This window comes from Thaumasiovibrio clandestinus, assembly GCF_047250365.1.
GTDB lineage: Bacteria > Pseudomonadota > Gammaproteobacteria > Enterobacterales > Vibrionaceae > Thaumasiovibrio.
On the sequence record NZ_JBLBVL010000011.1, the window covers coordinates 69,439 to 90,441 of the forward strand.

Consider the following 21,003-nt stretch of genomic DNA (forward strand, 5'->3'; position numbering starts at 1 on the left):
ATATAAGAGTGATCGTACGCGTTCATGAATAAAGCAACAATAAGCACATAAAAAAAAACGGAAAGCTCTCGCTTTCCGTTCTCTGTCATTTGCCACAACAGCGCTTAAACTTCTTCCCGCTATTACATGGACAAGGCTCATTGCGACCAATCGTGCCCGCCCGCTGTTTAACCATCGCTGTCTGGCGGTGTAAATAAGTCATGATCTCTGCCGCTGGCCGTCCATGTTGCAACAGATCCCGCATCAATTGCATGGACGAGGCAGTATGCTTGAAAAAGTGCTCATAGCCTGCACAAAAATAGTTATGCGCTGGTTCGCCGTTACGCGACGTAATAAAGCGGTGTTTAGGACAACCACCATGACACGCAAAACGGTACGGACAAGATTCACACTGCTTAGTTAACTTATCGCGTTTGTTTTGCCCAAACGTTATCGCCATCTCAGTCTGGTTTAAGTCGCGAATACTCTGCTCATGAATATTGCCAAGCAGGTGCTCGGGATAAACATAGTGATCACAATTATACAGATCGCCATTTGATTCTAGCGCAAACAGATGACCGCATGTTTCTGAGAAAATGCATGTTCCTGCGGGATGCCCACACCAACTAGCTAGCGTGCTATCAAACATATTGACATACACACGACCCACGTCCTGCTTTACCCACACATCAAAGATCCGGCATAAAAAGTCGCCATAAGCCGCCGGAGAAACGGACCAGGGTGTTACTTTCGCTTCCAGCGCACTATCAGGACAAACCAAATGCAAACCGTCTTCTGTTTCCTGTGCAGTTTCACGCTCAACGAGAGGAATAAACTGTAAGAAACACGAACCGATCGAGGTTAAAAAGGCATAGACTTTTTCTGGGTGCTGTGCATTTTCATGATTGACTACCGTCAAGGTATTAAACTCGACGCCATGCTTTTTCAACAGTGAAATCCCTGCCATCACTTTCGCATGGGTCGGCTTTCCTGCGCGATTAACTCGATAGCAATCATGTAGCTCTGCTGGCCCATCGATGGAGATACCAACTAAAAAGTGGTGCGCTTTAAAAAATTCACACCACTCATCATTAAGCAGTATTCCGTTAGTTTGAAAGGCATTGTGAATATTATGACGACCACGATACTTCTCTTGCAGTTCGACCACTCGACGGAAAAAATCCACGCCCATTAAGGTCGGCTCGCCCCCTTGCCACGCAAACTCAACATCCACCCCATCCTGCGCCTCAATATGCTGACGAATATAAACGTCTAACGTTTCATCAGACATTCGCCAAGCTTGTTTTCTTTCGGGATACAGGTGCTCTTTCTCAAGGTAGAAACAGTAACTACAATCTAAGTTACATACCGAGCTGCTAGGCTTGGCCATAACATGGCAATGACTCGGACGGACGGGGTGTTGCTGTGACATAACAAAGTACAACCTTAATAAATAAAAGCGCCCCTATTATAGAGAAGCCTGATACAACAAAATACTGGCACACACAAAAAATGTGCCTTAGCTGGGATAAATGCGCGCTCACTGTGGCCCTTCCCGATACCAACAGCGCCACATTTATCCTGTTGGCAGTTCCCAGTTGTGCTTTGGGTAGCGCCCTTTCATCTCTTTTTTTACTTCTCGGTAACTCCCTTGCCAAAATGCCCCTAAATCTTGGGTGATCTGGATAGGACGCTGCGCTGGGGACAATAATTCAACAATAAGCGCGACCTGACCATTGGCGATTTTTGGTGTCCCTTTCTCACCAAACATATCTTGTAAGCGTACGGATAAAACTGGCGCCGTATCACTTTGATAACGTAGTTTGACCTGCCGTCCTGTTGGTACTTGATAATGGGTTGGCAAGAGCTGATTTAGCTGCTTGCAATTATCCCAGCCCATATAGCTCTCAAGCGCACTGTAAAGATCTATTTGGGCTAAGCCAGACAATGAAGTGACTTGATGCATGAAAGGCAGTAACCATGTCTCTGCGGCCGCTAACAGGCTCTCTTCATCACAAGGCGGCAACGGTAGGTCGAGTTCGATAGACGCCGCATAACGCGCCCGTTGTAATAGGCTGTCACTCTTCGCCTTCCAAGGCAGCACCGCTAAACCTTTGCGCTGTATCGCATGCAAGATGGCGGCACTGGCTTGATCTGCATCTGGCTGACCTAGGTCACGCCGCTCAACGACCAGCTTGCCGCAGTACAGTCGCAGCTCTGCCAACAAGCGTCCCCGCTTATCATCCCAGTCTAACCATTCTTGAGACACAAAGAGGTGTGGAAGGCGCTGTTGTAGCTCATCAAAATCAATCTCCGCAGCCAAAAAGACGCGAGCATCGCCTTGCTGTGTGCGCATCACGTCGACAACAACAACATTTGGACTATCAGCCAATACCTGCGCAGAGTCAATCACCACCCCTTGCCCATTCGCCATTTGATAGCGTCCTTCCTGACCACGCGATATCCCCAGCCTGTCTGGATAACCCGATGCCAGCAATGGCCCGAGCCAACATAAATTTACTTCATCACCGACAGCAACACTGAGCTTCTTTCCCCACTGCTGAGCACGTTGCCACTGTACTCGAAAACGTTTCTTGTCCCCTAACACACGCTGTAATTGGTAAGCCAGATCAGGGTTAACCTCACCTCGCAACGGGTTCTCCAATACCGCCAACAACAAAGCAGCACATGCCTTCGCTTCGCTCCCCCATTGCTGTGCATAATGCATTAATAACCCATGCCGAGGCTCGCTTCCATGCATGACAACTTGCGTGCCCAGTGCACTCAGCTGCATTTTATCCGTCAATACTCCCACCCATCGCAGCCACTCTCTCGCTTGAGCTAAGTGGGCTTCAGGAGGAAAATCTAACCAAGCCAGCGCCCTCACATCCTCACAGCCCCATTGCGCTAACTCCATAGCCAATGGCGTTAAATCGCTACGTAGGATTTCCGCAACCGCTTGTGTTGGCTGCGCCATCAAGGTTGACTCTGAGTACAGACGAAGACAGATCCCTGGCTCCAAACGTCCTGCTCGACCAGCACGTTGTTCCGCCGAGGAACGAGATATTTTCACCGTTTCAAGCTGACTCAAACCCGCGCGAGGATCCCATCGCACCGACCGCTCCAGACCGCTATCCACCACCAAGCGAACCCCTTCAATGGTTAAACTCGTTTCAGCAATATTGGTGGCAAGAACCACTTTACGCATCCCTTTTGCTGGTGGCGCAATCGCCGCCTGTTGAGCGGCCACATCTAACTGCCCATACAACGGACACAGCTGCACATTATCAGCCAGCTGACCTTGCAGTGCTTGTGCCACGCGCTGAATTTCACCCACCCCTGGCAAAAACGCCAGCAATGAACCTGACTCTGTCGCCATCAGTGACACGATCGCCTTTTCCATCGTCACTAACCACGATGTTTGCTGACGTACTGGGTGATAACGACATTCCACTGGATAGCAACGGCCTTGTGACGCAATGTACGTCGCACTGGGTAATAATTCGGACAACGCGAGTGCATCCAGTGTTGCTGACATTACTACCAGCGTGAGATCTTCCCTTAGTGCATGCTGAATATCGAGACATAAAGCCAGTGCAGTGTCCGCATGCAAGCTTCGCTCATGAAATTCATCAAAAAGAATATACCCAACCCCCTCGAGCTCAGGATCAGCCTGAACCATTCGGGTCAACACCCCTTCGGTCACCACTTCAAGGCAAGTCGATGCACTGACACGACTTTCACCACGCACACGCAGACCAACGGTTTTTCCAACCGTTTCACCCAACTGAGACGCCAAGTAGCGTGCGATATTGCGCGCAGCTAAACGCCGTGGTTCGAGCAATATAATGCGTCGTTGCGGCGATGCCTGTGACAATAGCTTTGCTGGGAAACGGGTTGATTTACCCGCACCAGGCGGCGCTTTAAGAATGACCTGTGGCGATTGAGTCACCGCTTCAAGCAGGGAGGCCATCACTTCATCTATGGGGAGGGTATTCGCACTCATGACTGACAACTCTTTCTTTTTTACTGATAGTGCAGAGTGTACCATCAACCACAGAGCAAACGATTCAGGATGAAGATGAAATTTTCCCCCCCATTGCAATCAGCACGCCTTCTTAGAAGATATAAGCGCTTTCTTGCTGACATCGAACTAAATGACGGCAGTGTACGTACGATCCATTGCGCGAATACTGGCGCAATGACCGGATGTGCTGATCCTGAGACCCAAGTGTGGTACTCAACATCAGACAACCCAAAGCGTAAATACCCTAATAGCTGGGAGCTAAGCCAGACACCAGCGGGAGACTGGATTTGTGTTAACACTGCACAAGCAAACCGCTTAGTCATTGAAGCAATAAAAGACAATACAATTAGAGAGTTGAGTGGGTATGATAACCTACGGCCTGAAGTTCGTTACGGCAAAGAAAACAGCCGTATAGATATTCTGCTAGACTCTAGCGATGGTCAGCAATGTTTTGTTGAGATTAAAAGTGTCACCCTGCTTACAGGTAACCAAGGCTACTTTCCAGATACCGTCACCACTCGGGGGCAAAAGCACCTTCGAGAGCTGACTGAAATGGCCTTGCTAGGACATCGGGCAGTAATTTTTTATGCTATTTTGCACTCAGGGATTGAAAAGGTCTCAGCAGCACACCATATAGACCCCGAATATGCAGAACTGTTAACCAAAGCGGAACAGGCTGGTGTCGAGATACTCTGTTATAAAGCAGCCATTTCTCCACAAGAGATAAGGCTCGTAAAGTGCATAAATTTTAGTCGTTAAGTACGATATTATGCTGCTTTGTTCACAATGGCTTCCAAAACCATATGTAACAGAATTGCCTCATTGCCACCTTTCTGCTATAGATACCGCCCTAATTAACCAGTGACGGTTAAAAGGTATATTAGGAGAAGCTATATGCCAGAGAGCAACGCTAAGAAATCGCTAGGAATCCTGGCTATTGCTGGGGTTAATCCTTACCAGGAAAAAGCTGGAGAGGAGTATATGAATGAAGATCAACTGGAGCATTTCCGGAAGATCTTGGATGCATGGCGGAATCAGCTTCGTGAAGAGGTCGATCGTACCGTGCACCATATGCAGGATGAAGCTGCAAACTTCCCTGACCCCGTAGACCGAGCTGCTCAGGAAGAGGAGTTTAGTTTAGAACTACGCAACCGAGATCGTGAGCGTAAACTGATCAAAAAGATCGAGAAAACATTACTGAAGATCGAAGATGATGACTTCGGTTTTTGTGAGTCTTGTGGCATCGAGATCGGTGTTCGCCGCCTGGAAGCTCGCCCTACGGCAGATCTTTGTATCGACTGTAAAACACTTGCAGAGATCAAAGAGAAGCAAATGGCCGGTTAATTTCGGTGAATGCAGCGAAAAAGGGAGCTCTGCTCCCTTTTTTACGTTTAACGACACAATGACTATGAAACAACAGAATTATGTAGGGCGCTTCGCCCCATCACCATCTGGCCCGCTTCATTTTGGTTCATTACTGGCAGCGCTTGGCAGCTACTTGCAAGCCCGCTCCCACCACGGGCACTGGCTAGTCAGAATGGAAGATCTTGACCCGCCGCGCGAAATGCCGGGTGCCGCTGACGAGATACTACGCACGCTCGATGCCTATGGACTGCACTGGGATGGCAGCGTTATGTATCAAAGCCAGCGACACACAGCCTACCAAGCGCAGATCGAGCAATGGCTAGAGCAAGGGCTGGCCTATGCGTGCCAATGTACACGTAAACAGATCCAACAAGCGGGCGGATTTTACCCGGGAACTTGTCGTAAGAAACAATTAGCAGCAGATAACAATGCAATCCGCTTACAGCAACAACATGTCATCACCGCGTTTACCGATCGCCGTTATGGCGACATGCACATCCCTCGCCCGTTAGCGGAAGAAGACTACATTGTTCGTCGTCGCGACGGTTTATATGCCTACAACCTTGCTGTGGTGCTAGATGACATTGCACAAGGCGTAACCGAAGTCGTACGAGGAGCAGATTTAATTGAACCTACAGGCCGTCAAATCAGTCTCTATCGCACTCTGAAGCAACCAGAAGTGCAATACCTGCATCTTCCACTGGCTGTCACACGAGAAGGGTATAAACTGTCAAAACAGAACCGCGCGCCGGCCATCACAAAAGATGATCCCCGCCCGGCCCTGATTGCGGCAATGCGCTGCCTTGGATTGCCGATAACAGGTGAAATTCTCGCCTGTCAGCGTGATGAATTATTGACGTGGGCTGTTGCAAATTGGCACCTGAAGCGGCTGCCAGATACATTGCAACTTATCGAACCATTCTCAAATTCCGACCTTTAAGGTATGATTTGCGGCTGTCCGAGCCCCTGAAACACAGAATATGAGGTGTACCATTTTAAACCGAGTCGCCAGCTTTTGCCGTAAAGTATTGAGCCGAAAAGGAAACTGCCCGCAATCACAAGAGCTTGCATTGCAGGTCTACCATCGTGAAGAGCACGGCATTTCACGTAACGACATCAGTGAAAATGCACTGAAAGTACTTTATCGCCTACACAAAGCCGGGTATGAAGCCTATCTGGTTGGCGGCGGTGTGCGTGATATCTTACTAAATAAACAACCAAAAGATTTTGATATCGCGACCAATGCCACCCCGGAAGAAATTAAACACCTCTTTCGTAACTGTCGCCTGATTGGTCGACGCTTCCGTCTTGCCCATATTCTATTTGGTCGTGACGTAATCGAAGTGGCAACCCTGCGCGGACATCATGAAGAGAGCTCGCCAGACAGCAAACAGAGTGCTGCGCAGTCGAACCAAGGCATGCTATTGCGCGATAATGTTTATGGCAGCATTGAAGAAGATGCCGAGCGCCGTGACTTTACCGTCAACGCACTTTATTACAGCATCAGCGACTTTTCTGTGCGTGATTTTGTTGGTGGCATACACGATCTCAATGACAGAATCATCCGCCTGATTGGCGACCCTGAAACACGCTATCGGGAAGATCCCGTGCGCATGCTTCGTGCAGTACGCTTTGCTGTAAAACTCGACATGGACATAGAAGAGTCCACGGCCGCCCCGATGCCATCGTTAGCACCGTTATTAAGTGACATTCCCGCTGCACGCCTTTACGAAGAGAGCCTAAAGCTTCTGCAATCAGGGCAAGGACTCGATACTTACCGCATGCTGCGTGACCATGGGTTGTTTGGTCAACTGTTCCCGATCATTGCTGAACACTTCACTGAGGACAGTAGCAGTCAATGCGAACGTATGCTTGAACACGTTCTCGCCGCAACAGATCGACGAGTGGAACAAGATCAACGTATCAACCCGGCATTCTTATTTGCTGCAATGCTGTGGTATCCACTGACCACCCGCGCTGAAGAAGTGGCATTTAATAGCGGACTTTCGTTTTACGATGCCTTCTTAGTTAGTGCCAATGACATCTTGGATGAACAAGTAAAAAGCACCGCTATCCCGCGTCGCTTTACTGCCATGATCCGTGATATCTGGCACAACCAACTACGCTTGTCGCGCCGAGCCGGAAAGCGAGCATTCAAGTTACTTGAACAACAAAAATTCCGCGCGTCTTATGACTTATTGGAAATGCGAGCCAACTTTGAAGGCGACGATATACAAGAGCTAACGGATTGGTGGCGCATCTTCCAAAGTGCAGATCGCGTGAAAAAGCAAAAAATGGTGCAAGTGATCAACCAAGGCGGTGCTGCCAAAAAACGCCGCCGTCGTCCACCGCACCGTAAAAAAAATAGGCAGCCAGGCGCTGGGAACGAAGCATGATTGCCTATATTGCCATTGGCAGTAACCTTGGTGACCCTGCTGCAAAGGCACAGGCCGCTATTGCTGCATTAAATGCAACAGATGCCATTGATGTAAGGGCGGCCTCCTCTTTGTACAGCAGTAAACCGATGGGGCCCGCTGAACAACCAGATTATATTAATGCAGTGGTAGAGGTATCGACATCGCTATCACCACTCGCGTTGCTAGATGCGACTCAAGAGATTGAACTGGCACATGGACGAGTACGTAACGGGGAACGCTGGGGACCTCGTACCCTTGACCTTGACATTCTGCTCTATGCTAACCAAGTGATTAACAGCGAGCGCTTGACGATTCCACACTACGGAATGAAGCTCAGAGAGTTTGTTTTATACCCGTTAGCCGAAATTGCACCAAACTTAGTGCTTCCCGATGGCTGTAAGCTCTCTGCACTACTAGCACAAATTGAACGGAATGGATTATCTGTTTGGTCAAGTTAACCCTTGATCAAAGTCAGGAGGATACATGAAAAAGATCACCATCAACGACCTTCAAAAATGGAAACAAGAAGGACGTAAATTTGCTTCTGTCACCGCTTATGACGCCAGTTTCGCTAAGCTGTTTGAAGAACAGACAATGCCTGTCGTCCTGGTTGGCGATTCGCTCGGCATGGTGCTGCAAGGTAAAAATGATACGTTAGATGTGAGCATTGACGACATTGCCTACCACACTCGCAGTGTGCGCGCAGGAAACCAATTGAGTCTACTCATGGCAGATATGCCATTTATGAGTTACGCCACACCAGAGCAAGCGTGCCACAATGCCGCCATTTTAATGCGCGCAGGGGCGAACATGGTGAAACTCGAAGGTGGTGCCTTTCTAGCTCAGACCGTAAAAGCACTCACCGAACGTGCTGTTCCTGTCTGTGCACATTTAGGCTTAACCCCGCAATCGGTGAATATCTTCGGTGGATTCAAAGTACAAGGGCGAGATCAACTCGCTGCGGATAACATGCTAAATGATGCCCTTGCATTGCAAAACGCTGGTGCCCAAATCATCCTCCTTGAGTGTGTTCCGGGCGAGCTGGCTGAGCGTATTACACAGGCATTAGATGTGCCTGTGATTGGTATTGGAGCTGGCAACAAAACCGATGGTCAAATATTGGTCATGCATGATATGTTTGGCATATCAGCAAATTATATGCCTAAGTTTTCCAAAAATTACCTCAAAGAGACCGGTGACATGCGCAGCGCAGTATCGCGTTACATCCATGATGTAGAGCATAAAATCTTTCCCGGTCCCGAGCACACATTCTAATAAGGATAAACGATGCACACATTCTCTGATATCGCACCTTTGCGTGAACAGATCAAATTGTTAAAACAGGAAGGCAAGCGCATCGCCTTTGTGCCAACGATGGGCAACCTGCACGAAGGCCATCTTGCACTGGTTAAAGCCGCGCGTGAGCACGCCGACGCGGTTGTCGTCAGTATTTTTGTTAATCCGATGCAGTTCGATAAATCGGATGATCTCAATACCTACCCTAGAACCCTTGATGACGACATTACCAAACTGTCTCAGGAAGGGGTTGATTGTGTTTTCACACCAAGCGCAGAGATCATGTATCCAGAAGGGCTCGACAAGCAAACCTATGTTGAGGTACCTAGCCTTGGCCGGATTCTTGAGGGAGCAGCAAGACCTGGACACTTTAAAGGTGTCGCAACGGTGGTCACCAAACTGTTTAATATCGTTTCTCCTGACGTGGCCTGTTTCGGCGAAAAAGACTACCAGCAACTCGCATTGATTCGTCAAATGGTCATTGATATGGCGATGAACATTGACATCATTGGCGTCCCTACTGTCCGTGAGATGGACGGTGTTGCAATGAGCTCACGCAACGGCTACTTAACCGTAGATGAACGCCAACGCGCGCCAGTGTTATCCAAGACCATGCGCTGGATCAGCAGCCAGATCCGTGGCGGTAGAAATGATTACACTGACTTAATCTTAGATGGCAAAGATCAACTACGTGCCGCTGGGCTTGAACCGGATCAAATTGATCTGTGTGATGCTCGCACACTCACGCCAATCAATGAAAGTACCACACAAGTTGTTATCTTGATCGCAGCCACTTTAGGTAAAGCGCGTCTTATCGATAATCAAGTCGTCGATCTTCCCGAGCCTAAAGAGCCAGAAGTCAGCAACGAACAATAAGAAAAACAGCGCCTGAAGGCGCTGTTTTTTATCTCTACAATTTTGCCCTACTGCTCTAGCCGTTTAAACACCCATTCAGTCTCTGTCGATGCATCAGCACAGTAGAAGTAACCCGCTACGTTAAACTGCTTTAATTGCTCTACGTCAGAAATGCGTTGCTGCGCTGCATATCGCACCATCATACCGCGCGCTTTTTTAGCATAAAAACTGATTACCTTGTACTGCCCATTCTTGCAATCTTTAAACACTGGCGTGATAACTTTGGCATTTAGCGCCTTTGGCTGTAAGGCCTTAAAATATTCATTCGATGCTAAATTAACCACCACTGTATCTGCAACACTATTTAGCTTGGTTGTCAGTTGATCTCCCCAGAACTGATACAAATTTGTCCCTGCTTTTGTGGCCAATTTCGAGCCCATTTCCAACCGATAAGGTTGCATCAGATCCAGTGGTTTTAACAACCCGTACAAGCCAGACAAAATACGCAGATGCGATTGCAGCCAATCAATCTCAGCACTGGCGAGTGATTCCGCCTCCAACCCAGTGTAAACATCACCTTTAAAAGCAAACAGGGCTTGGCGCGAGTTTTCAGGGGTAAACGTCTTACTCCATTGAGCGAAGCGTACTGCATTCAGCCCTGCAATTTTGTCGCTCACCTTCATCAATTGAGCGATATCAGCCGGTGTCATCGCTCTACAAACCTCAATGAGCTCTGCGGCTTGCGATATAAACTCAGGTTGGGTCGCCTGAACCGTTGGCAACGGTGAGGTATAATCAAGCGTCTTTGCGGGTGAAACAAGCATTAACATAACAATATCCCTGTAGTTGGGTGCATCTCTCTTGTTTTAATTTACGGCTTTTAATGACAATTTCCAGCGCTTATTTTCTATCGCTATCATCGGTTTTTCCTTGCCCCCACACTCCAGGATCAAGTTGTCCCTGCAATTCAGGATAATCGCTTGGATCAAACACAGGTACTTGATGGCGCTTCAGCTGAGTTTGATAATCACGCTGCAGCTTCACCACCACTCCCGACAGGAGAAACAGTGCTAACAAATTAACAATCGCCATCAAGCCCATCGAAACATCAGCTAGTGCCCAAACTGTCGGTAATGGACTAATAGCACCAAACCAGATCATTCCCAGCACCAGTAACCGAAAGAGCACTAAACGCTTCCTACCTTGTTTTCCCAAAAATAGAAAATTCGTTTCTGCGTAGGCATAATTTGCAATCACCGAGGTGAAAGCGAAAAAGAAGATAGCAACAGCAATAAAACTGCTTCCCCACTCCCCAACCTCTGCGCTCAAAGCACGCTGTGTCAGCTCAATGCCTGTGACCTCACCACCGGGAACAAACTCTCCCGATAACAAAATAATCGCGACCGTGGCAGTACAAATGACCAACGTATCAATAAAGACCCCCAGCATTTGCACATAGCCTTGTGATGCGGGATGAGGAGGGTAAGGATCGGCCGATGCCGCTGCATTTGGTGCAGAACCCATGCCTGCTTCGTTCGAGAAAAGCCCCCGTTGCAACCCATTGATCACTCCTTGGGCCACGGTATACCCCATCGCACCAGAGGCCGCCTCACTCCACCCAAAAGCGCTGTTAATCACTAGCATAAAGGCTGCCGGAACGTCACTAAGGTGCTGGAAGATGATCCATAACGCAATCGCCAAATAGCTCAGTGCCATGATAGGGACAATAACTTCTGTCAGGCGGGCAATAACTCTCAACCCTCCGGAAATAGCCACACCAGCAATCACTACCAATGTGACAGCAACCCACGATGTCTGTAAGCCAAACGCAAAATACATCGCAGATGAAATGGCATTGGCTTGTACGGCATTAAATACCAAACCAAAAGCAATAATCAACAGCACTGAAAAGAGTACCCCCATCCCGCGCATGCCTAACCCACGCTCCATGTAATAGGCAGGCCCGCCCCGAAACAGGCCCTCGCGATCACGCACCTTATACAGCTGCGCTAAACTGCTTTCAGCGAATGCAGTCGCCATTCCTAGCATCGCGATTAACCACATCCAGAAAATAGCACCAGGACCGCCTAGGCTCATCGCTAATGCTACTCCCGCCATATTCCCCGTACCCACTCGGGCCGCTAGGCTAGTACACAAAGCTTGAAATGGCGATAAACCCCGCTCGCTGTGATGCCAACTGGTTTTCATCACTTTGAACATATAACCAAAATGACGGATCTGCAGAAAGCGTAAGCGCCATGAAAAATAGATCCCAGCCCCTAAGAGCAAATAGATCAGCACGGCTCCCCATAGCAAATCTTTAAATAGAGCGATATAAGAAGCAAACACCTTTTTCTCCTTGTCATACAAACGGCTAGGGCGTCACAACAATACCTTTCAATAATACTGAACACGAAAATATTCACCCCAGCACTATCAATAGTGTGACCTAAATATGACCATGAATAAATAATTCATCAAATGGCAACATCTGTGAAACAAGTCAAGTTTATTTTAAAAACGATTTGATATTAAATCTCTGACCCAACAGAAATAAGAGGTGGCATATGGACAGTTTCGGTATGGAAGAATTCGAAACAATGGAACGCCCGCACAGAGCAACCCGCAGCAAACCGAAGAAACGTAAGTGGCGTGAGATTGAGGCGTTAAAAGATAGGCAACGTTTACGTAAAGAACTAATGGCAATTGACCAGCTTGAAGAGCTATCAATCGACGACATTGATATTTAAGTCCCCTGACAAAAAGCGCGCTCAGCGCGCTTTCTGCCTTGAGTTACTACATCGCTAAACGCTTGGCTAGTACCTTATAACGCTGTTCAACCCGCTCACCAAACAACGGATCAGGGCTTTCATCTTCCCACTGGCTATTGACTACTTCCCAATCTTTCTCGGTAAAGTGCTTGCGAACAAATGGCAGTATTTCACGCTCTTCAAATTCTAAATGCGCTTGCTGCCGATCAACAAATTCCGTCAAACTCTGCTTAAGCATATCCAGTGGAATGACCGCATCCATTAAAATCATTGTCAACGTATCTTGAAATGCCTCAGTGAGTACAGCCAGCTCTTGATGCTCCCTTTCGAGATCTTCAACATCGCGGGCCAGTTCTGGGAAATGTTGTTTTAAGTGCCGGTAAATAATATCTTCTTTGGGGTGATGGCACTTTTCAGCGCGAGTCTGCAGATAGTCCACAACGACCTTAATCAACGGGTACTCAACCTCTCGCTCTCCCGTCTCAATAATCCTTAGCTTTTCACGAAGCAGCCGTAATAGACGGTTTATCTGTATATGTTCGCGATGAATACTCTCTAACATACCACTCTCCTTCTCATAAAGTGCACACTCCTTGTCACTGCCGTTCTATATGACGCCTAAAAAGAACCGAACTAATGTACAGTGTATAAGCAAGATACTGCAGAGCTATGCGTTACATCAGTAATAACAAGAAAGGTAATCATTTGTTTGCTAATTTGTTAACCGGGTCTAATTTTGGTTGCCAGTCTATCGCAACTTTTCCTTTCTCTTTCAATAATTGATTTGTTTTAGAAAAAGGCTTAGAGCCAAAAAAACCTCGATAAGCTGATAATGGTGAAGGGTGTGGGGCTGCTAATACATGGTGGCGAGTGGTGTCAATTTTACGCCCCTTTTTTTGTGCATGCGATCCCCAGAGTAGAAAAACAACCCCTTCACAATGCTGGTTAACAATCTCGATAACCCGATCAGTAAAGGTTTCCCAACCCAACTTTGCGTGCGAATGTGCCTTGCCCTGCTCCACAGTTAACACGGTATTTAAGAGTAATACACCCTGCTCTGCCCAGCTTTTCAAATACCCATGCTCAGGAATTTCAAAGCCTGCAATATCCGTTGCTAACTCTTTATACATATTGGCCAGTGACGGCGGAACTTTAACCGCAGGTAAAACCGAAAAGCACAACCCGTGAGCTTGATTCGGGCCGTGGTAAGGGTCCTGCCCCAATATAACCACCTTTACGTCATCGAGGGGAGTCAATTCAAAAGCGCTGAAAACATCCTTCTCTGGCGGATAAATTGCTTTTCCAGCCGCTCGTTCACGCTCGATATGCTGCACGGTTTCAATAAAGTAATCTTGCGCTTTTTCGGTCGCAAGCATCTCTTGCCAAGTTGCCACAGTCGTAAGCCCTTCATAAAAACAAAGCCTGTAGTTTACTGTGTTTCACTAAAATTATCTTATCAAAATACCGTTGCTCGCTCTTCCGAGAACAAGTATCTTCAGTCTCTTTTCGTCGGTTTTGCAGGGATCATCGGAGTGCGAAAATGGCCACGCCCCTGAATATGGCGATTAGGTTGTGGAATATGTTTTGTCATCACTTTTCTCCTTCCAGTAGTACCAATAGGCATGGAAAAAAAGTGCCAACTATAGAAGTCATTATATTCATACAGTTACAGAAAAGGCATGCGAGTAACAGACATCACATGCCTTATTATTGGGCAACAATGCACTACTTTTGTGTCACTAGGAGACTGCGCACCCAGTCAGCTCAAATTGGCGTAACAGTTGTAATTCTTCAGCCCAACGCGTCTCATCAATGGTTTCAAGCACCATCGGTATGCCATCAAAGCGACGATCAGTCATTATGTAACGAAAGCAGTCCAAACCAATCTCACCCTCACCAAGGCATTGATGGCGGTCAACACGACTACCTAGTCCTGTCTTAGAGTCGTTAAGGTGCATCCCGCGCAAATAGCTGAAACCAACAATACGCTCAAACTCAGCAAATGTTTGCTCACACGCCTCTATAGAACGTAAATCATAACCTGATGCAAAGGTATGGGCCGTATCAAGACACACACCAATACGCGACTTATCCTCCACCAGCGCAATGATCTGCGCCAAGTGTTCAAAGCGCCAACCGAGGTTACTGCCTTGCCCGGCGGTATTTTCAATAACGGCGACCACATCAGGCACAGCTTGATGTGCCAAATTTATCGACGCAGCAATCTTTTCTAAACAAACGTCCTCAGGTATTTTTTTTAAGTGGCTACCAGGGTGAAAGTTCAATAAATGCAACCCAAGTTGATGGCAACGCGCCATTTCATCGATGAAAGCACGGCGAGATTTCTCTAATGCCTCTTGCTCAGGATGCCCTAAATTAATGAGATAAGAATCATGTGGCAAGATAGCATCAGCACGGTAGCCATGCTCTTCACAAGCCAGCTTGAACTGAGTAATACTTTGCTCATCCAATGGCTTCGCAACCCATTGGCGCTGATTCTTGGTAAATAACGCGAATGCACTTGCACCTATCTTTCTTGCATTCTTAGGTGCGTTAAAAACACCTCCAGCAGCTGAAACATGCGCTCCAATTAACTTCATTGACTATCCTCATTTATCATTTTCAGCGACCAGCCCTGAAACGTGATGCTCTGTTTCAAAATAACTACCATGCCAAAGTGTGACAAGGATGTAGTAAATTTACCATAATATGCTCATTTCTTAACGACTATCGCAATGCGACTAGCCAATAATAAGTCATTCAGTTAATGATCATTTTATTGACCTAAGACAAAAAAACAACCTTAATGAACGCAAGGTTTTTTTACCTAAATTGATCAAGATCAATATCTTTTTTTTGCCATATGGGTTTATAATGGCTCTAGCTCAACAATATTTATAAAAATTCAACTTTTCTTCAAAGGAATCAAGTCATGATCAAAGGAATTCAAATTACTAAAGCGGCAAATGACACTCTTCTTAACACCATCTGGTTACTCGACAACGAGAATAATCAAGCTCGCTGTGTGGCAGCTACCGGATTTGACGCCGATCAAGTTGTCCCTACATCAGATCTCGGCGAGATTGAGTATCGAGAGCTTCCTGTTGAAGCGCCAAGTGTGAAAATTGAAGGTGGACAGCATTTGAATGTCAATGTATTGAAGCGTGAAACACTAGAAGACGCGGTTAATCACCCAGAAAAATACCCACAATTGACCATTCGCGTTTCTGGCTATGCCGTGCGTTTTAACTCATTAACGACGGAACAGCAAAAAGATGTTATCGCACGTACATTCACACAAAGCCTGTAATTGGTTCGCGATTGACTGATTAAAAAAGGCAGCAATACATGCTGCCTTTCTCTTTCTTAATGACGACGAGACTTATTGCTGAGCGGCATCACGCAGCACTTGCTTCAACTGCACGAAATCAGCGTCACGGGTGAGTGATAGCAGCGGCAATACTGCATGTTTCGCTAAGGGAGCTGGCAAGGTAATCTCACGCTGTAAAATGGCCTCAACTGCTTCTTTAAACTTAGCCGGATGCGCCGTACATAGGAATATGCCAGTTTCCCCTTCAGCCAGTTGTTGCTCCAGAACTCGGTAAGCAATAGCACCATGCGGCTCACAGACGTAGCCCAACGCATCCAATTCTCGGACGCTCTGCGCTGAATCCTCATCCGTTACCGCACCATAACCCAACTCATCCAGTCCCCAGCCTTGGCGTTTACACAGCGCCTCAATGCGCGGCCAGTTGTTTGGCTGGCTAACATCCATCGCATTCGACAACGTGGGTACAGTCGGCTTTGGATCCCACTGTCCAGTTTTTAGATAACGTGGAACGGTATCATTCACATTTGTCGCGGCAATAAAGCGTTTAACCGGCAGTCCCATCGCTTTAGCGAGCATTCCAGCGGTTAAATTACCAAAATTTCCGCTTGGCACTGCAATTACTAACTCTTCACGTTGCTCTGGTGGCAATTGGGCGACCGCTTCGAAGTAATAACAGATTTGCGCCATTAAACGGCTGATATTGATTGAGTTAGCCGAGTTTAAACCAATTTCCTGACGTAACGCTTCATCATCAAAGGCTTGCTTCACCAGTGCCTGACAATCATCAAAATCACCATTCACTGCCACTGTGGTGATGTTGCCACCCAAGGTACAAAACAAGGCTTCTTGTAAAGGGCTGATCTTGCCTTTTGGATACAGAATAACAACGTTAATATTCTCCATGCCGAAGAATGCATGCGCCACCGCTGCACCGGTATCTCCAGATGTCGCGGTTAAAATCGTGATTTTGCCATCATCCGAAACCGCAGCCAGCGACTGCGCCATAAAGCGCCCACCAAAGTCCTTAAAGGCCAATGTTGGACCATGAAATAACTCCAGAGCATGAATCCCATCTTTCACGTTAGCGAGGGGAGCTGGAAATTCGAACGCATTATCAATCAAGACTTTTACTTGTGATTCCGTCAATTCATCTCCCAGCATTGTCGCCAATATTTTCGCACTACGACTATGGAAATCTAATTCCAATAGTGCTTCTATATCGTCGAATTGAGGCAGTTGTTCTGGGAAAAATAGCCCTTGATTGCGTCCAAGTCCCTGACGCACCGCCTGTGCAAATGAAACTTGTTCATTATGATCTTTTAAATTATGCAACTTCATAGATGACTTCCTGTTACCTGTGAGCCCTGTGTATCTAACTTACACACATGGACAAATCCTTGTTCATTTTGAATATAATTATCACTTAACCAACGGGCGACACGCTCTGCAGTCTCGACGCTGGCACAAATGCTAAATAGTGTTGGCCCCGACCCTGAGATGCCAGTTGCCAGAGCGCCGGCATCCGCTGCCCATTGACGTGCTTTGGCAAAACCTGGTAGCAATGCAGCACGATAAGGTTCAGCGATGACATCATGGATCATTGTTGCCGCCAGCGCAGGTTGCTGAGTATGGCACGCATGAATAAACCCAGCTAAGTGACGTCCATGGGCAATAATATCTTGACGACGGTATTGTGATGGTAATATCGAGCGTGCCTCTGCAGTTGAGACCGTAATTCCCGGATAGGCCATCACCCAATACCAATCATCAAAGCTGGGAACCGACTGGCTGATAATATCTAGCTCTTCAACCATGAGCTGCACGCCACCTAGGTAGCAAGGAGCCACGTTATCATAATGAATTCCACCAGAGATCTGACCTTCCATTTCACCCATTAATGCCAACAGTTCCGTTTCATTCAGCGGCAAATCGTGGAACTGGTTCAATGCATCCAATGCGGCAACAATTGAACAAGCACTCGAGCCTAGCCCAGAACCAATGGGCATGTTCTTCTCCAGTGTCATAGCAAGCGGACGCGGCGCGATCCCCTTTAACGCTAGTTCTCGACAAAAAACCTGCCAGCAGTCATAGACAATATTGTCCTTGGCATCTTTTGGCAACTTCGCCACAAAGCGACCAACACATTCGAGGTTAAAAGCGGTTTGTGATGCTTCAACCATTACCCGATCACCAAGACGTGTTCCATCAATCGGTGATACTGCAGCCCCTAGAACATCAAACCCAACGCTTACATTACCTATCGATGCAGGCGCATAAACAACAACACTCATGGTTATACTCCTAACTTCCAACCCAATGTACGCATCAGATCAGCAAAGACCCCAGCAGCCGTCACCTCATTACCTGCACCATACCCGCGCAAAACAAGTGGGATGGGTTGATAGTAGCGACTATAGAATGCTAACGCATTCTCACCATCTTTAATCTTATACATCGGGTCATCGCCATCGACAGCAACAACCTTCACTACGCAGCGACCATCAACAATTTCGCCCACATAGCGCAGCACTTTCCCTTCACTGGCCGCCTGAGCTGCTAACTGCTCAAAATAAGCATCAGCTTCAGGTAAACGCGCCATAAAGCTATCAACATCTCCACTGTCATCAAAGCCTGGCGGTAATGCTTGCTCTACGCAAACATCTGACAGTTCCAATTTCATGCCGGCTTCACGAGCAAGAATCAATAACTTACGTGCAACATCCATCCCGGAAAGATCATCACGAGGATCCGGCTCGGTAAAACCATTACTCCGCGCGACCCTGGTCGCTTCACTAAAACTCATTCCCTCATCTAGCTTTCCGAAGATATACGATAATGACCCCGACAAAATACCGCTAAATCGTACCAATTCATCCCCGGCAGCCAATAAGTTTTGCAGGTTCTCAATAACTGGTAAGCCCGCTCCAACCGTTGTGTCGTACATAAACTTACGACGAGTGCTTCGCGCAGCCTGACGCAACTGATGGTAGTAATCCATACTCGCGGTGTTGGCTTTTTTATTCGGAGTAATGACATGGAAGCCAGCTGCGAGAAAATCGACATACTGATCAGCAATCGCTTGATCCGAAGTACAATCAACAATGACCGGATTGATAATATGGTGGCGTTTTACCAGTTGAATCATACTTGATAAGCTGAACGTTTCTTCTGGTTGTGCCACCTTATCTCGCCAACTGTCCAAACTGATACCGTTATGATCAAGACACATTCCTCGACTATTAACCAAACCGCATACTCGAATCTCAATCCCTTGTTGAGCCAGTTTTGATTGCTGACGCTGAATTTGATCCACCAGCTCACCACCAACACCACCAACACCGACCACGAAAACATCTAAATAGTGTTTCGAGTTAAAGAGATTCTCATGGCAGGCTTTAATGGCTTCCGCTATCGAGTCGGCTGGAATTACCGCTGAAATAGCCCTCTCCGACGATCCTTGTGCGATCGCAACGATATTGACATTGACCTCGGCTAACGAGGTAAAGAAACACGAAGCGACCCCTTTTGATGTACGCATTCCGTCGCCAACCAAGGTGACAATCGCCATATCAGCAATATATTCAACGGGCTCTAATAAGCCATCTTTAAGCTCAAGTTCAAATGCATCCTGCAAGGCGAGCTCAGCAACTGGCTTATCCTGCTCTTCGATGCAGAAGCTTATACTGTATTCAGACGAGGATTGAGTGATCAAAACAATCGACACACCAGCGGCTGACATCGCACCAAAAATGCGGCTGGCCATACCAACCATTCCCTTCATTCCTGGTCCAGAGACATTCACCATGGTCAGCTTATCTAAGGTGGTGATACCTTTAATGGCTAATTGATCCTCACCCGTATCTTGTCCAATCAAGGTACCCGCACCTTGAGGATTAAAACTATTTTTGATGAGGCAAGGTATATGGAATTGAGCAATAGGGGCAATCGTTTTTGGGTGCAATACCGAAGCGCCGAAGTAAGACAACTCCATCGCTTCTTGATAGCTCAACGACTTCAATAAACGCGCATCCTGAACGATACGGGGATCACAACTATAAACGCCATCAACATCGGTCCAGATTTCACAACACTCTGCGCGTAAACATGCCGCTAGAACAGCTGCTGAATAATCTGACCCATTACGGCCTAAGGTGACTAATTCACCTTTTTCGTTACCTGCGGTAAAGCCTGGCATAATATTGACATGCCCAACAGGCAATGGATGACGCTTAAAGTTAGCCGTAGATACATCGATATCAACCATCGCCTCAAGATAACCACCTTCGGCATAAAGATAGTTAACCGGATCAATCAAGCTGGCTTTCTGCCCACGCGCTTCCAATACCGCTTGCATGGTTACAATCGAGACACGCTCACCTTTACTGATAATGCGAGCATAAACGTTATCAGGACATAGCCCCAGCAACGAAATGCCATGCACAAACTGCTTTAATTGCGTTAAGGTGCTATGTAGCTTTCCTTCAACCAGTTGCCGATCAAAACCGGTCACTTGAGTTTCGATGCCATCAAATAGCACTTGAAAAACACTATTTAACTCATCAATTTGCAAATCAGCTTCACCATGTGCAATGGCACTTTCTACCACAGCAACTAACTTGTTCGTTATTTTTCCTGGCGCTGATAACACAACGGCTACCTCTTCCTGCCGTGCATTATTGGCAATAATTTCTGCCGCTCGCAGAAAGCGCTCAGAATCAGCTAGCGAAGAGCCGCCAAACTTTAGTACTCGCATCCCTGTCACTCCCAACATCCTATTTAATTAAATTGATAACCATCAAGCGTAAAAAAAGCCCGCACCTTTAAAGGGTGCGGGCTTTTTTTGTTATTTGTGCGTATTAGCCCGCCCCAACACCAATCATGCCGGTAATTGTGGTTGTTGTAATAATGCGGGTAATGTTATGCATACGCTTAATAATGTCATTCCTTGATCTCTATAATGTA

The 21,003-nt window shown here is 47.1% G+C and carries 19 protein-coding genes and 1 other annotated feature; of the genes, 9 read left to right on the forward strand and 10 right to left on the reverse strand.

From position 1 onward, the window contains the following. Positions 1-85: 85 nt before the first annotated feature. On the reverse strand, positions 86-1,411 hold the full coding sequence (locus ACKLNH_RS14525; RefSeq protein WP_413112980.1) for an anaerobic sulfatase maturase: 1,326 nt from the start codon (positions 1,409-1,411) through the stop codon (positions 86-88). A 144-nt stretch (positions 1,412-1,555) separates the two neighbouring features. Further along, the gene (gene hrpB / locus ACKLNH_RS14530; RefSeq protein WP_413112981.1) at positions 1,556-3,985 is read right to left on the reverse strand and encodes an ATP-dependent helicase HrpB; all 2,430 of its coding nucleotides are present in this window, start codon (positions 3,983-3,985) and stop codon (positions 1,556-1,558) included. 75 nt (positions 3,986-4,060) lie between these two features. On the opposite strand from hrpB, the gene sfsA reads away from it, so the two are divergent. The 7 genes from sfsA (at position 4,061) to panC (ending at position 9,960) form a co-directional block, all read left to right on the forward strand. Next, positions 4,061-4,765 (forward strand): DNA/RNA nuclease SfsA, encoded by a 705-nt coding sequence (sfsA, locus tag ACKLNH_RS14535; protein WP_413112982.1) that lies wholly within the window; start codon positions 4,061-4,063, stop codon positions 4,763-4,765. Between the two features lie 135 nt (positions 4,766-4,900). After that, the gene (dksA, locus tag ACKLNH_RS14540; protein WP_413112983.1) at positions 4,901-5,350 is read left to right on the forward strand and encodes an RNA polymerase-binding protein DksA; all 450 of its coding nucleotides are present in this window, start codon (positions 4,901-4,903) and stop codon (positions 5,348-5,350) included. A 64-nt stretch (positions 5,351-5,414) separates the two neighbouring features. Further along, complete coding sequence (gluQRS, locus tag ACKLNH_RS14545; protein ID WP_413112984.1) at positions 5,415-6,311, forward strand: tRNA glutamyl-Q(34) synthetase GluQRS; 897 nt, start codon at positions 5,415-5,417, stop codon at positions 6,309-6,311. An 88-nt stretch (positions 6,312-6,399) separates the two neighbouring features. Continuing rightward, positions 6,400-7,767, forward strand: a complete 1,368-nt coding sequence (pcnB, locus tag ACKLNH_RS14550) for a polynucleotide adenylyltransferase PcnB (RefSeq protein ID WP_413113011.1) — start codon at positions 6,400-6,402, stop codon at positions 7,765-7,767. Further along, the gene (folK, locus tag ACKLNH_RS14555) at positions 7,764-8,246 is read left to right on the forward strand and encodes a 2-amino-4-hydroxy-6-hydroxymethyldihydropteridine diphosphokinase (protein ID WP_413112985.1); all 483 of its coding nucleotides are present in this window, start codon (positions 7,764-7,766) and stop codon (positions 8,244-8,246) included. The genes pcnB and folK overlap by 4 nt, the downstream gene beginning before the upstream one ends. A 25-nt stretch (positions 8,247-8,271) precedes the next feature. Continuing rightward, positions 8,272-9,063: a 3-methyl-2-oxobutanoate hydroxymethyltransferase gene (panB, locus tag ACKLNH_RS14560; RefSeq protein WP_413112986.1), complete on the forward strand. Its 792-nt coding sequence runs from the start codon at positions 8,272-8,274 to the stop codon at positions 9,061-9,063. A gap of 12 nt (positions 9,064-9,075) precedes the next feature. After that, entirely contained in the window at positions 9,076-9,960 is an 885-nt protein-coding gene (gene panC / locus ACKLNH_RS14565; protein ID WP_413112987.1) for a pantoate--beta-alanine ligase, read from the forward strand. Between the two features lie 47 nt (positions 9,961-10,007). On the opposite strand, the gene yaaA is transcribed toward panC, so the two are convergent. Then, positions 10,008-10,769, reverse strand: coding sequence for a peroxide stress protein YaaA (gene yaaA / locus ACKLNH_RS14570; RefSeq protein WP_413112988.1), 762 nt, complete (start codon positions 10,767-10,769; stop codon positions 10,008-10,010). A gap of 70 nt (positions 10,770-10,839) precedes the next feature. Next, a complete protein-coding gene (locus ACKLNH_RS14575; RefSeq protein WP_413112989.1) occupies positions 10,840-12,288 on the reverse strand; it encodes an alanine/glycine:cation symporter family protein in 1,449 nt (482 codons plus the stop codon). Between the two features lie 218 nt (positions 12,289-12,506). Between ACKLNH_RS14575 and ACKLNH_RS14580 the strand changes: the two genes are divergently transcribed. Then, positions 12,507-12,689 (forward strand): DUF3545 family protein, encoded by a 183-nt coding sequence (locus tag ACKLNH_RS14580; RefSeq protein ID WP_413112990.1) that lies wholly within the window; start codon positions 12,507-12,509, stop codon positions 12,687-12,689. Positions 12,690-12,735: 46 nt separating this feature from the next. Here ACKLNH_RS14580 and ACKLNH_RS14585 read toward each other — a convergent pair whose 3' ends face one another. The 3 genes from ACKLNH_RS14585 to nfo all read right to left on the reverse strand — a co-directional run bounded on the left by ACKLNH_RS14585 (position 12,736) and on the right by nfo (position 15,310). Further along, a complete protein-coding gene (locus ACKLNH_RS14585; protein WP_413112991.1) occupies positions 12,736-13,272 on the reverse strand; it encodes a hemerythrin domain-containing protein in 537 nt (178 codons plus the stop codon). A 139-nt stretch (positions 13,273-13,411) separates the two neighbouring features. Continuing rightward, positions 13,412-14,104, reverse strand: coding sequence for a uracil-DNA glycosylase (gene ung / locus ACKLNH_RS14590; protein ID WP_413112992.1), 693 nt, complete (start codon positions 14,102-14,104; stop codon positions 13,412-13,414). A 345-nt stretch (positions 14,105-14,449) separates the two neighbouring features. Continuing rightward, positions 14,450-15,310, reverse strand: coding sequence for a deoxyribonuclease IV (gene nfo / locus ACKLNH_RS14595; protein WP_413112993.1), 861 nt, complete (start codon positions 15,308-15,310; stop codon positions 14,450-14,452). Between the two features lie 332 nt (positions 15,311-15,642). Between nfo and grcA the strand changes: the two genes are divergently transcribed. After that, positions 15,643-16,020 (forward strand): autonomous glycyl radical cofactor GrcA, encoded by a 378-nt coding sequence (grcA, locus tag ACKLNH_RS14600; RefSeq protein ID WP_413112994.1) that lies wholly within the window; start codon positions 15,643-15,645, stop codon positions 16,018-16,020. A gap of 72 nt (positions 16,021-16,092) precedes the next feature. On the opposite strand, the gene thrC is transcribed toward grcA, so the two are convergent. The 3 genes from thrC to thrA are packed head-to-tail and all read right to left on the reverse strand — an operon-like array spanning position 16,093 to position 20,794. Continuing rightward, complete coding sequence (gene thrC, locus ACKLNH_RS14605) at positions 16,093-17,379, reverse strand: threonine synthase (protein ID WP_413112995.1); 1,287 nt, start codon at positions 17,377-17,379, stop codon at positions 16,093-16,095. Continuing rightward, the gene (thrB, locus tag ACKLNH_RS14610; protein ID WP_413112996.1) at positions 17,376-18,332 is read right to left on the reverse strand and encodes a homoserine kinase; all 957 of its coding nucleotides are present in this window, start codon (positions 18,330-18,332) and stop codon (positions 17,376-17,378) included. The genes thrC and thrB overlap by 4 nt, the downstream gene beginning before the upstream one ends. Before the next feature lie 2 nt (positions 18,333-18,334). After that, positions 18,335-20,794, reverse strand: coding sequence for a bifunctional aspartate kinase/homoserine dehydrogenase I (thrA, locus tag ACKLNH_RS14615; RefSeq protein ID WP_413112997.1), 2,460 nt, complete (start codon positions 20,792-20,794; stop codon positions 18,335-18,337). A gap of 48 nt (positions 20,795-20,842) precedes the next feature. Beyond that, positions 20,843-20,956 (reverse strand) — a sequence feature (Thr leader region). Positions 20,957-21,003: the final 47 nt, after the last annotated feature.

Excerpts from the sequence above, each read along its gene's own strand:
- yaaA (WP_413112988.1), bottom strand. The coding sequence starts at position 10,769 with ATGTTAATGCTTGTTTCACCCGCAAAGACGCTTGATTATACCTCACCG.
- ACKLNH_RS14580 (WP_413112990.1), top strand. The coding sequence starts at position 12,507 with ATGGACAGTTTCGGTATGGAAGAATTCGAAACAATGGAACGCCCGCAC.
- sfsA (WP_413112982.1), top strand. The coding sequence starts at position 4,061 with ATGAAATTTTCCCCCCCATTGCAATCAGCACGCCTTCTTAGAAGATAT.
- gluQRS (WP_413112984.1), top strand. The coding sequence starts at position 5,415 with ATGAAACAACAGAATTATGTAGGGCGCTTCGCCCCATCACCATCTGGC.
- nfo (WP_413112993.1), bottom strand. The coding sequence starts at position 15,310 with ATGAAGTTAATTGGAGCGCATGTTTCAGCTGCTGGAGGTGTTTTTAAC.
- hrpB (WP_413112981.1), bottom strand. The coding sequence starts at position 3,985 with ATGAGTGCGAATACCCTCCCCATAGATGAAGTGATGGCCTCCCTGCTT.
- dksA (WP_413112983.1), top strand. The coding sequence starts at position 4,901 with ATGCCAGAGAGCAACGCTAAGAAATCGCTAGGAATCCTGGCTATTGCT.
- panC (WP_413112987.1), top strand. The coding sequence starts at position 9,076 with ATGCACACATTCTCTGATATCGCACCTTTGCGTGAACAGATCAAATTG.
- grcA (WP_413112994.1), top strand. The coding sequence starts at position 15,643 with ATGATCAAAGGAATTCAAATTACTAAAGCGGCAAATGACACTCTTCTT.
- thrA (WP_413112997.1), bottom strand. The coding sequence starts at position 20,794 with ATGCGAGTACTAAAGTTTGGCGGCTCTTCGCTAGCTGATTCTGAGCGC.
- thrB (WP_413112996.1), bottom strand. The coding sequence starts at position 18,332 with ATGAGTGTTGTTGTTTATGCGCCTGCATCGATAGGTAATGTAAGCGTT.
- folK (WP_413112985.1), top strand. The coding sequence starts at position 7,764 with ATGATTGCCTATATTGCCATTGGCAGTAACCTTGGTGACCCTGCTGCA.
- thrC (WP_413112995.1), bottom strand. The coding sequence starts at position 17,379 with ATGAAGTTGCATAATTTAAAAGATCATAATGAACAAGTTTCATTTGCA.
- ACKLNH_RS14585 (WP_413112991.1), bottom strand. The coding sequence starts at position 13,272 with ATGTTAGAGAGTATTCATCGCGAACATATACAGATAAACCGTCTATTA.
- panB (WP_413112986.1), top strand. The coding sequence starts at position 8,272 with ATGAAAAAGATCACCATCAACGACCTTCAAAAATGGAAACAAGAAGGA.
- ACKLNH_RS14525 (WP_413112980.1), bottom strand. The coding sequence starts at position 1,411 with ATGTCACAGCAACACCCCGTCCGTCCGAGTCATTGCCATGTTATGGCC.